Origin of the sequence: Achromobacter sp. E1, assembly GCF_037039475.1 — a bacterium.
GTDB classification, from domain to species: Bacteria; Pseudomonadota; Gammaproteobacteria; order Burkholderiales; family Burkholderiaceae_B; genus Achromobacter; species Achromobacter mucicolens.
In genome coordinates, this window is sequence record NZ_CP146253.1 from 15498 (window position 1) to 26851 (window position 11354).

Sequence of the window (11354 nt, forward strand, 5' to 3'; positions counted from 1 at the left end):
TTCGGAAAACCCTAATTGCCCTGCATTTTTGCGGCTCCTAGACTGCCCCCATCGATCAAGCAGCTGGGGTGAAGTCAAACTCCCCGGCGGCGCAAGGCCCGGATGGGTCACGGGGTGTGGAACATGGCATTTCTGCGGCTGGACAACGTCTCCAAGAACTATGGCGACCTGCGTGTCGTCTCGGACCTGAACCTGTCGGTCGACAAGGGCGAGTTCGTCTCCCTGCTTGGCCCCTCCGGCTGCGGCAAGACCACCACGCTGCAGATGATTGCAGGCTTTGCCGACGTGACCTGCGGCACGATCACGCTGGACGGGCGCGACATCACGCACGCCAAACCCAACACGCGCGGCCTGGGCATCGTCTTCCAGAGCTATGCGCTGTTCCCGCACCTGACCGTGACCGACAACGTCGCCTTCGGCCTGAAGATGCGCAAGGTCGAACGCGCCGAGCGCCAGGACCGCGTGCGCGAGGCGCTGGCGCTGGTCAAGCTGGACAAGCATGCGGACCGGTTCCCGCGCGAACTGTCGGGCGGCCAGCGGCAACGCGTGGCGCTGGCGCGCGCGCTGGTGATCCGCCCGCCCGTTCTGCTGCTGGACGAGCCGCTGTCCAATTTGGATGCCAAGCTGCGCGAGGACATGCAGTTTGAACTGCGCAGCATCCAGCGCAAGATCGGCACCACGACCGTCATGGTCACGCACGACCAGGCCGAAGCCCTGTCCATCAGCGATCGCGTCGTGGTCATGCAGGACGGCCGCGCCACGCAGGTGGACGCGCCCTATCGCATGTACGAGCACCCGCAAACCGAGTTCATCTCGCGCTTCGTGGGCAAGACCAATCTGCTCGCCGGGCGCGTGACGCGCTGCGGCGCGCAGGCAGAAGTCCAGACCGGCGCGTTGAGTCTCCTGGTCGACGGCGAAGGCCTGCGCCACGGCGACAGCGTGCAGTTGTCGCTGCGGCCCGAAAAGCTGGTGCCGGTGCCGTCCGGGCAAGGCAAGCTTGCCTGTGTGGTCAACACGCGCTACTTCCTGGGCAGCCAGTGGATGTACGACCTGGATTCGCCCGTGGGGGCGTTGACCATCCTGACGCCCAACGACGGCCGCCGTCCGCACGACGACGGCGAAGCCATCGGGCTGGACTGGGCGGACGGCGTGCTGCGCGTGCTGCGCGCGCCCGCCGCAGCGGTGGCGGCGGACTGACATGGCGACGCTCACGCAACGCGGCGCTGCCGCCAGCCTGCCCAAGCCGCGCAACGACGGCCTGCTCGCCATTCTGGGATCGATCCCGCTGGCGCTCGTGTTCCTGACGCTGGTGCTCACGCCGCTGGCGCTGACGTTCGCCTTGTCCTTCCGGCCGTTCGATTACGCCGCGGGCATCCAGCCCGGCCACACGTTCGAACACTACCTGGCCGTGGTCACGGACAGCTATTTCATCGAGATCTTCTGGCGCACTTTCTGGATCGCCGGCGTCACCGCGCTGATCTGCGTGCTGATCGGCGCGCCCGAAGCCTACATCCTCTCGCGCATGGGCAAGCCCTGGCGCTCGATCTTCCTTCTGGTGGTGCTGTCGCCGCTGCTGATCTCGCTGGTGGTGCGCGCGTTCGGCTGGAGCATGCTGCTGGGCCCGGGCGGACCGCTGGGCAAGGCCGCCGCCGCGCTGGGACTGGGAACGCTGCTGTACACGCCCACCGCCGTCATCATCGGCCTGGTGCACGTCATGCTGCCCTTCATGGTGATCCCCGTCTGGACGTCGCTGCAGAAGCTGGACCCCACCGTCGAGCATGCGGCGCTGTCGTTGAATGCCTCGCGCTTTCAGACGCTCACGCGCATCGTGCTGCCGCAGGCCATGCCGGGCATCCTGTCGGGCAGCCTCATCGTCTTCGGCCTGTCTGCCAGCTCGTTTGCGATTCCCGCGCTGCTGGGCGGACGTCGCCTGAAGATGGTGGCAACCGTCGTGTACGACGAGTTCCTGACCGAGCTGAACTGGCCGCTGGGCGCGGCCATCGCGATCGTGCTGCTGATCGTGAACGTGATCGTCATGATGGCGTACAACCGCGTCGTCGAACGCTCTTACCGCCGCAGCCTGGGCTGAGCCGCGCAAGGAATCCAACATGCAGAAGAATGGTCCTTTCGCGCTGGCGTTCAACTTCCTGGTGGTGGCCTTCGTGCTGGCGCCGCTGGTCATCGTGTGCCTGGTGGCGTTCACGCCGGACTCGACGCTTACCGTGCCCACCACAAGCTTCTCGCTGCGCTGGTTTTACGCGGTATTCGATCATCCCAACTTCATGCAGGCGTTCAAGAACAGCCTGTGGCTGGCGTTCCTGTCGGCCAGCATTGCCGTGTGCCTGGCCGTGCCTGCGGCCATCGCCATCACGCGCTACCGCTTTCCGGGGCGCGACGTGCTCAACGGCCTGTTTCTGTCGCCGCTGATGATCCCGCACCTAGTGCTGGGCGTGGCGCTCTTGCGTTTCTTTGCGCTGATGGGCATGGCCGGCAGCTTTCCGTGGCTGGTCGCCAGCCACGTGGTCGTCATCACGCCATACGTCATGCGCCTGGTGATCGGCGCGCTAGTGGGCTTTGACCGGTCCATCGAGCATGCCGCGCTGTCGCTGGGCGCCAGCCGCGCCAAGGTGTTCTTCCTGGTCACGTTGCCGCTCATCATCCCCGGCGTCTCTGGCGGCTGGCTGCTGGCGTTCATCAACAGCTTCGACGAACTGACCATGTCGGTGTTCATCACCGCGCCGTCGACCATCACGTTGCCGGTGCGCATGTACATGTACGCCACCGAATCCATCGATCCCATGATGGCCGCCGTGTCCGCGCTGGTGATCGCGCTGACGGCCGTGACCATGCTGCTGCTGGATCGGGTGTACGGACTGGACCGCGTCCTGGTGGGCCAGAAATGAAATCGCTGCCGACAGCCGCAAAGGAGCCGCGCGCGCCATGGCAATCCTGAAACGCCTGGCCGAAACCGGCCGGCCCGCGTTGACCTTCACGTTCGACGGACAGCCCTGCACGGCGCTTGCCGGCGACACGGTCCTGACCGCCGTCCTGACGCAGGGCGAGCGCCTGCGCGTCTCGGAATTCGGGGGCGGGCCGCGCGCCGGCTTCTGCATGATGGGCGCCTGCCAGGACTGCTGGGTGCAGCTTGAAAACGGCGAGCGCGTGCGCGCCTGTTCCACGTATATCGAGCCCGGCATGCGGCTGCAGAGCGCCGCGCTGGCGCCGGCAGCCGCGCCCGGCACGCTGTCGGCCGCCGCCTGGCCCGAGGACGACACGCCATGACCGCCGTGATGCCCGTGATCGTCGGCGCGGGTCCGGCCGGCATCCGCGCGGCCCAGACGCTGGCCGCGCAAGGCCTGCGGCCCGTGATCCTGGACGAAGGCCTGCGGCCCGGCGGCCAGATCTACCGGCAGCCGCCGCCCGGCTTCTCGCGGCCCAAGTCCGCGCTGTACGGCTTCGAACACCGCAAGGCCGACGCCGTGCACCGGACCATGCAGGCGTTGCATGGCAGTGTGGAATACCGCCCCGGCTGTCTCGTCTGGAACGCCGAAGGCAGGACGCTGGACGTGCTGCGAGACGGCGTCAGCACCACCGTGCCCTACACCCACCTCATCCTCGCCACCGGCGCCACCGACCGCGTGCTGCCGTTTCCCGGCTGGCTGACGCCCGGCGTCTACACGCTGGGCGGATCGCAGGTGGCGCTCAAGCACCAGGGATGCGCCATCGGTTCGCGCGTCACGTTCATGGGCACGGGCCCCCTGCTGTATCTGGTGGCCTATCAGTACGCCAAGGCGGGCGCGCAAGTCGCAGCCGTCCTGGACACGTCACGTTTTGCCGACCGCGCCGCCGCGCTGCCCGGCATGCTGCGCGCGCCCGCGCTGCTGGCCAAGGGCCTTTACTACATGGCGTGGCTGCGCGCGCACGGCGTGCCGCTGCGCAGCGGCGTGCGGCCCGTGGCTGTCGCGGGCACGGACCGCGTCACGGGCCTGTCCTACCGGCAGGGTGAACGCATCCACACGCTGGACTGCGATGCGTTGGGCTTTGGCCTGTCGCTGCGGCCCGAAACCCAGCTTGCCAGCCTGATCGGCTGCGACTTTGAATTCAACGAACGCGACCGCAACTGGCTCCCGCGGCGCGACGCCGCCGGCCGCAGCAGCGTGGCGGGCGTCTACGTCGCCGGCGATGGCGCAGGCATCGGCGGCGCCGACGCCGCCGAACTGGCGGGCGAACGCGCGGCGCTGGCGCTGCTTGAGGACACCGGGCATCCGCACGACGCGCGCCGCGCGCGCGTGCTGGAATCGCAACTGGCGGCCAACGGCCGCGTGCGCGACGCGCTGGAACGCGCCTTCCCGTTTCCCGAGGACTGGGCCGCCGGCATCGCCGACGACACCGTCGTCTGCCGCTGCGAGGAAGTCACCGCCGGCACCATCCGCCAGGCCGTGCACGAGAACGGCGTGCGCGAGATGAATCGCCTGAAAGCGCTGACGCGCGTGGGCATGGGCCGTTGCCAGGGCCGCATGTGCGGCGTCGCAGGCGCGGAAGTCCTGGCCCACGCCGTGGGTTGCGCGCCGCGCGCCGTGGGCCGGCTGCGCAACCAGCCGCCGGTCAAACCCATCCCGGTCAACGTGGTGTGCCTGGAACGGCCCGCGAAAAAAGGCCCCGAGATGGAGGCTGCATGACGGAACGCATCGACACCGAAGTCGCGATCATCGGCGGCGGCATCGTCGGCGGCAGCGCCGCGCTGTTCCTGCGCCGTCTGGGTGTGCCCGTGGTGCTGCTGGAAGCGGCGCTGTGCGGCGCCAAGGCCAGCGGCGTCAACTACGGCGGCGTGCGGCGGCAGGGCCGCGGCGTTGAACAGCTGCCGCTCGCGCGGCGCGCGCACGAACTGTGGGGCAAGCTCCCCGAGCTGATCGGCATCGACGGCGAGTACGTGCGCTCCGGACATTTGAAGCTGGCCTGCTCCGACGCCGACCTGGCGTTGCTGCAGGCCTATCGCGACAGCACGCGCGGCTATGGCATGGATCTTCAAATCCTGGACCGCCGCGCGCTGGCGCGGCGCTTCGGCTGGCTGGGCCAGGGCGTGGTGGGCGGCTCGTTCTGCCCGCAGGACGGCCACGCCAACCCTCGGCTCGTGTCTCCGGCGTTTGGCCGTGCCGCGGCCGCGCTGGGCGCCGACGTGCGCGAAGGCGTGCGCGTCACCTCAGCCACGCATGACGGCACGCGTTTCATCGTGCGCGCCGGCGACACGCTTGAAGTGCGCGCGCGCGTGCTGCTCAATTGCGCGGGCGCCTGGGCCGGCCGCTTCGCCGAAGGCTTTGGCGAACCCGTGCCCGAAACCTCCATTCATCCCCTGATGATGGTGACCGAACCCCTGCCGCTGTTCATGGAGGTCAGCCTGGGCATGCAGGGCGGCGGCATCTACGCGCGCCAGGTCGCGCGGGGCAACTGCGTCATCGGCGGCGGGCGCGGCGTCTCGGCAGACCCCGACCACGCCCGCCCGGGGCGCGACAACCTTGGCGTGCTGATGGCCAATGCGGCAGCGCTGCTGCCCGTGCTGCGTGGCGCGCAGGTCATCCGCTTCTGGACAGGGGTGGAAGGCAACATGCCCGACCACAATCCCGTGCTCGGACCCAGCGCCACCGTGCCCGGTCTCTTTCATGCCTTCGGCCTGTCCGGCGCGGGCTTTCAGATCGGCCCGGCCGTCGGCGAAGTCCTGTCCGAACTGGTCGTGCACGGCCGATCCTCCATTCCCATCGATGCCTTCCGCATTGAACGGTACGCGCCCGCCGCTCACGGCGCCGCGGCCCGGCCTGAGAGTCTTCGTGAGCAAACGCTGGAGTCACCATGATGCACAAGAAACAGGGCGCGCAGCGCCTGACCAAGGGGAAGCGCCTGCTGGGCGCGGCGGTGCTGGCATTGCTGTCCGCCGGCGCAATGGCGCAGCAAAAGACGTTGTACGTCGGCATGAACGGCGGCGACATGGAACGCGCCTTCACGCAGCACGTGTTCCCGGACTTCGAGAAGGCCAACAACGTCAAGATCGTCGTCGTGCCCGGCACCTCGACCGACGTGCTCGCCAAGGCGCAGGCCTACAAGGACAACCCGCAGATGCACGTCATGTTCCTGGATGACGGCATCATGGCCCGCGCGATCTCGATGGGCCTGTGCGAACAGCTCAACGACGACCCCGTCCTGAAAGAGCTGTATCCCACCGCCCTGATGAAAGACCGCATGGCCGCCGGCATCGACATCGGCATGACCGGCCTGGGCTACAACACCCGCCTCTTCCAGAAGAACGGCTGGACGCCGCCGACCTCGTGGCTGGACCTGGCCGATCCCAAGTACAAGGGCAAGGTCGTCTTCCAGTCTGCTTCCGGCAGCACCTTCGGCTTGCACGGCTTTCTGATGTTCAACCGCATCGAAGGCGGCAACGACCAGAACTACGAGCCCGGCTTCAAGAAGTGGCCCTCCACCATCGGCCCCAACGTGCTCGAGTACATCCCCAACTCCGCCAAGCTGGCCGAGATGATCCAATCCGACGAGGCCGCCATCTTCCCGCTCACCCCCACCGCCATCGCCCGCCTGAAAAAGCGCGACATCCCGGTGGAATACGCCCAGCCCAAGGAAGGCTCCGTCATCCTCATGGTCGGCGAATGCGTCATCGCCAAGAACAGCGAACCCGAACTCGCGCAAAAGCTCGCGCTGTACCTCTTGTCCGCCAAGGCCCAGGCCAAGGCGCTGGAAATGGGCGGCCACTTCCCGTCCAACAAGAACGTCCAGGCGTCCGCCGACAACGCCGAGACGCTCAAGCGCTTCCAAGGCTACATGGCCAACGCTAAGATCCTGGATTGGGAGCAGATCAACGCGGCCCGGCCCGCCTTCAACGCCCGCTGGAACCGCACGGTCGAACGTTGAGGCCAACGCGCGGCGTCCTGTGGACAACCCGCAGGCGCGCCGCGCCGGGTCTAAGCACCGGGTCTAAGCACCGGGTTTAAGCCCTGGGCCTAAGCCCGGGCATACACGCCGCAACTCCAGCAAGGACACACATGCGCCTCATCATCAACTCCGGCGGCCCGCAGGCGATCGAAGAATGGCGCACGCAATTCCGTATCCACGCGCCGGATCTGGAAGTCGTCGGCTGGCACGAAGACCCCGACCCCGCCACCATCGACTACGCCCTCGTCTGGGCCCCCGACGCCGGCCGCCTGGCCACCTTCCCCAACCTGAAACTCATCATCAGCGCCGGCGCCGGCGTCGACCACATCCTCGCCGACCCCGCCCTGCCGCGCCACCTGCCCATCGCCCGCATGGTCACTGCGCGCACCCAGACCGAAATGGCCGAGTACGTGCTCACCAGCGCCCTCATGATCACGCGCAACGTCAAACGCATCACCGACAACCAGGCCCGCCGCCACTGGGAATTCTTCGACTCCCTACGCGTCGCCGCCGACGTGCGCGTCGGCATCATGGGCCTGGGCCACCTTGGCATCGCCTCAGCCCAACTCCTGTCCCGCGCAGGCTTTCCCGTCAGCGGCTGGTCGCGCGGCGCCAGCAAGCTACCCGGCATGCCGTCCTACGCAGGCCAGGACCAGTTCGCCGACTTCCTCGCCAACACCGACCTCCTCGTCTGCCTCCTGCCCGCCACCGAAACGACGCGCGGCATCCTCAACCGCACGACGCTGTCCCAGCTCCCAAAAGGCGCCAGCCTCATCAACGCCGGCCGCGGCACCCACATGGTCACCCAGGACATCCTGGACGCGCTGGACAGCGGCCATCTGGACCAGGCCATCCTGGACGTCTTCGAACAAGAACCCTTGCAAGAAGACTCCCCGCTGTGGACCCACCCAAAAATCACCATCACCCCCCACTGCGCCGCGATCCCCGACCGCAAGGAACGCGCCCGCCACACCGCCCTGCTGATCGCAGCCAATGAGCGCGGCGAGCCCCTACCCAACATCTACGACCCGCAGCGCGGCTACTGACACCGCGCAGCCCACAGCAATCCAGAGCGAAGCGCGCAGCGCCAACGCGTGCCGCAAGACACCGCGTAAGCTCCGCCAGGCCGCCCGCGCGGCCGCCGCGGAGCGGGCCCCGCAAGACCTTCCGCCACCCCCCACCGCTTGCCAGAACGCCAAGCAAACAACTCGCCCCAGCAATGCCGGAATCCGAACCACCCGAGCACGGCGTGGCGGTGGCCTTGGGGCGCGGGGCGTGTAGATGCGCCCGAGGGAATCGGAAGGCAGTCGCCGGAGGCGACAACGACGATGACGAAGGGGCAGTCCGGAGCGAAGGCTCCGGACCGCAATCGTAGCCCCGCGCCCCAAGGCCGCCGCCGCGCCGTGCGCCAAAAGAACCCAATCCCCCCAAGTACCAAACACACCAAATCAGCCCAAAAAACCGCAAAATCTGCAAACCCCCAAAAGCTAAATTGCCCCTACCAAGGAGCAACCCATTGAAACCCGCAACGCGATCCCAACACGCCCAACGCCTGGACCCCGTCCTACGCTGGCTAGCCGCCAACCCGGACGCCCTGCCAGACCTGCACCACCTGGCCGACCTGGCCTGCCTATCCCCCTACCACTTCCACCGCGTCTACCGCGCCATGATGGGAGAAACGGTCAACGCCACGGTCCAGCGCATCCGCATGCACCGCGCGGCTGCCGCCCTGGCCGGCACCGAAACCCCATTGAGAAACATCGCCCAACGCGCCGGCTACGAATCCGACGCCGCCTTCAACCGCGCCTTCGGCGCCCTCTTCGGCACCCCGCCGGGCCGGTATCGCGCCGCCCGCTCCCAGTCTTCCACCCCCAAGGAGCTGACCATGTACCCAGTCATCATCGAGAACTTCCCTGGAACCACCCTGGCCGTCCTGCCCCATCGCGGCAGCTACCAGGACATCGGCCCCGTCTTCTCAAGGGCCTTCATGCTCGCCATCGGCCGCGGCATCGCCACCCCGGACACCATCGGCTACGGCATCTATTTCGATGACCCCGAACAGGTCCCCGAAAGCCAGTTGCGATCGCTCGCCGGCATGCCCGTCGCGCCCGACGCCGACATCGGCCAGGAACTCGAACGCTTCGAAATTCCCGCCGGCCGCTGCGCCATCCTCACGTACACCGGCCCCTACAACGAAATGCGCAAGCCCTACGACTGGCTCTTTGCCGAATGGCTGCCGTCCAGCGGCATGGCCCCCGCGGACTTCCCCATGTTCGAGCAATACCTGAACGACCCGCGCACCACCCCGCCCGCGCAATTGCAGACCCGCATCTGCCTGCCGCTTCAATAGCAGACAGCGCCTCCCGCTACCCGAGCACGCCGGCCAGATATTGCCGCAGCCAGGCGTGCGCCGGATCGTCCTGATAGCGCTCGTGCCAGTACAACGACACCGCAATGGGCGGCAACGTCAGCGGCACCTTCTGCGTCACGATGCGCGCGCTGCCCGACATCGCCTTTGCGATGCTCACCGGCATCGTCGCGATCAGGTCTGATCCCTCGACGATGAACGGACACACCAGATAGCTGGACAGCGTCGCCACGATCTTGCGGCTGCGGTTCTGGCCCATCAGGATGCGATCGATCGCCGTGCTGAAGTAGCGCGTGTGCGCGGCCAGATCCAGATGCCCGTAGCTCAGGTAGGCGTCCAGGTTCCAGCGCTTGCGCAAACACGGATGCCCTTCGCGCACGATGCACACCGCCGGCTCCTGGTATAGAAAGCGCGTGCGCAGATCCGGCGCCGGGTCCGGAAAATAGCCCGCGATCAACTCCACATGATTGGTGTCCAGCATGCTCAGCCCGTGCTGCGGGCGCGCCGGCACGATCTGCAACTGGAAGTGCGGCGCGTCCACCGCAAGCCGCGGAATCAGCTTGGGCAGCAGCGTGTACTGCACATAATCGGTCGCATACAGCGACAGCGTGCGCGACGAATGCGCCGGGTCGAACGCCTCGCGGGTGCGCGTCGCGCGGTGCCAGCCCTCCAATAGCGGCTTGAAATGCTGGTGTAGTTCCAGCGCCCGCAGCGTCGGCTGCCACGTGCCGCCCTCGCGCACCAGCAGCGGATCGCCGAACAACTGGCGCAGCCGGTTCATCGCCGCGCTCATGGCCGGCTGGCTGATGTTCATCGCCTCGGCCGCGCGCGACACATTGCGGCATGCCATCAGCGCATCGAAGTGCAGAAGCAGATTCAGGTCCGGATTCTTCATCGCCGCGCGTCCATAAATGGCATCTATACAAATATAAACCTGTAGGACTGCTGTCATCGCGGCGCCAGGCCTAGCATGACTTCGTTGTTGCAGCGAACCAAGGTCGGACACGCATGATCCGGCCATAAGGAAGTTCTATCAACAAGGGGAAACCAAGCCATGAAAACAGGGCTACTTCGCAGTTGCTGTCGCATTGCCGCCGGCGTCGCGCTCTTTGCGGCCGCCGGAACCGCCAGCGCCGCCTGGCCTGACAAGGTCATCCGCATCGTCGTGCCGTTCGCGGCCGGCGGCTCCACCGACCTGGTGGCGCGCAAGATCGCCGAAGGACTGAGCCAGCGCCTGGGCTCCAACGTCATCGTCGAAAACCGGCCCGGCGCGGGCGGCACCGTTGGCACCGAGTACGTCGCGCGCCAACCCGCCGACGGCTACACCATCCTGATGGGATCGGTCAGCACGCACGGCAGCGCGCCCTGCGTCTATTCCAAGTTGCCGTACGACGCGGTCAAGGACTTCACGCCGCTGACGGTCGTGGCCACGATCCCCAACGTCATGTCGGTGAACCAGTCCGTCCCCGCCAACAATCTGCAGGAGTTTGTGGCCCTGCTGAAGAAAGAGCCCGAGAAGTATTCCTTCGCCTCCAACGGCCAGGGCACGTCCAACCACCTGGCCGCCGAACTCTTCAAGTCCACCGCCGGGGTGTCGATGGTGCATGTGCCTTACCGCGGCTCCGGCCCCGCGCTCATCGACCTGGTGGGCGGACAGATCAACATGATGATGGACGTCGTGATGACGTCGTACCCCTACATCAAGGACGGCAAGATCAAGGCGCTGGCGGTGACCTCGCCGCAGCGCTCGGCCATGTTGCCCGACGTGCCCACAGTCGCCGAGTCCGGCTACCCCGGTTACGAGGCCATGGTGTGGTTCGGCATGCTGGCGCCCGCCAACATGCCCGAACCCTTGCGCACCAAGCTGACCGACGGCCTGGTGCAGACCCTGCACGCACCCGCCATGAAGACCTATCTCGAGCAGCAGGGCGCTCAGGTGTCGGACGTCGCGGGCCCGGCGTTCGGCTCGATGATCAAGGACGAAATCAGCAAGTGGTGCCAGGTGGTGAAGAAAGCCGGCATTCGTCTGGACTGACCCTCATTTTTTGGA

11 protein-coding genes are annotated in these 11354 nt (G+C 67.1%); 10 read left to right on the top strand and 1 reads right to left on the bottom strand.

Annotated elements, in window-relative coordinates; translation table 11 throughout:
* Positions 1-123 precede the first annotated feature (123 nt).
* The 9 genes from V6V88_RS00075 to V6V88_RS00115 all read left to right on the top strand — a co-directional run bounded on the left by V6V88_RS00075 (position 124) and on the right by V6V88_RS00115 (position 9286).
* Positions 124-1197 (top strand): ABC transporter ATP-binding protein, encoded by a 1074-nt coding sequence (locus V6V88_RS00075; protein ID WP_062839312.1) that lies wholly within the window; start codon positions 124-126, stop codon positions 1195-1197.
* 1 nt (position 1198) lies between these two features.
* Positions 1199-2089, top strand: a complete 891-nt coding sequence (locus tag V6V88_RS00080) for an ABC transporter permease (protein WP_280004113.1) — start codon at positions 1199-1201, stop codon at positions 2087-2089.
* A gap of 19 nt (positions 2090-2108) precedes the next feature.
* On the top strand, positions 2109-2903 hold the full coding sequence (locus tag V6V88_RS00085; RefSeq protein WP_223573761.1) for an ABC transporter permease: 795 nt from the start codon (positions 2109-2111) through the stop codon (positions 2901-2903).
* Positions 2904-2940: 37 nt separating this feature from the next.
* Positions 2941-3282 (top strand): (2Fe-2S)-binding protein, encoded by a 342-nt coding sequence (locus V6V88_RS00090; protein ID WP_142052102.1) that lies wholly within the window; start codon positions 2941-2943, stop codon positions 3280-3282.
* The gene (locus V6V88_RS00095) at positions 3279-4679 is read left to right on the top strand and encodes an NAD(P)/FAD-dependent oxidoreductase (RefSeq protein ID WP_223573763.1); all 1401 of its coding nucleotides are present in this window, start codon (positions 3279-3281) and stop codon (positions 4677-4679) included. The genes V6V88_RS00090 and V6V88_RS00095 overlap by 4 nt, the downstream gene beginning before the upstream one ends.
* Entirely contained in the window at positions 4676-5848 is a 1173-nt protein-coding gene (locus V6V88_RS00100) for an FAD-dependent oxidoreductase (protein WP_338617139.1), read from the top strand. The genes V6V88_RS00095 and V6V88_RS00100 overlap by 4 nt, the downstream gene beginning before the upstream one ends.
* Entirely contained in the window at positions 5845-6915 is a 1071-nt protein-coding gene (locus V6V88_RS00105) for an ABC transporter substrate-binding protein (RefSeq protein ID WP_338617141.1), read from the top strand. Before V6V88_RS00100 ends, V6V88_RS00105 begins: the two co-directional genes overlap by 4 nt.
* Positions 6916-7046: 131 nt before the next feature.
* Positions 7047-7982, top strand: a complete 936-nt coding sequence (locus V6V88_RS00110; protein WP_338617142.1) for a glyoxylate/hydroxypyruvate reductase A — start codon at positions 7047-7049, stop codon at positions 7980-7982.
* 470 nt (positions 7983-8452) lie between these two features.
* Positions 8453-9286, top strand: coding sequence for an AraC family transcriptional regulator (locus V6V88_RS00115; protein WP_338617144.1), 834 nt, complete (start codon positions 8453-8455; stop codon positions 9284-9286).
* Between the two features lie 16 nt (positions 9287-9302).
* On the opposite strand, the gene V6V88_RS00120 is transcribed toward V6V88_RS00115, so the two are convergent.
* Positions 9303-10199, bottom strand: a complete 897-nt coding sequence (locus V6V88_RS00120; protein ID WP_174245405.1) for a LysR family transcriptional regulator — start codon at positions 10197-10199, stop codon at positions 9303-9305.
* Positions 10200-10358: 159 nt separating this feature from the next.
* On the opposite strand from V6V88_RS00120, the gene V6V88_RS00125 reads away from it, so the two are divergent.
* Positions 10359-11339 (top strand): tripartite tricarboxylate transporter substrate binding protein, encoded by a 981-nt coding sequence (locus V6V88_RS00125; RefSeq protein ID WP_338617146.1) that lies wholly within the window; start codon positions 10359-10361, stop codon positions 11337-11339.
* Positions 11340-11354 lie beyond the last annotated feature (15 nt).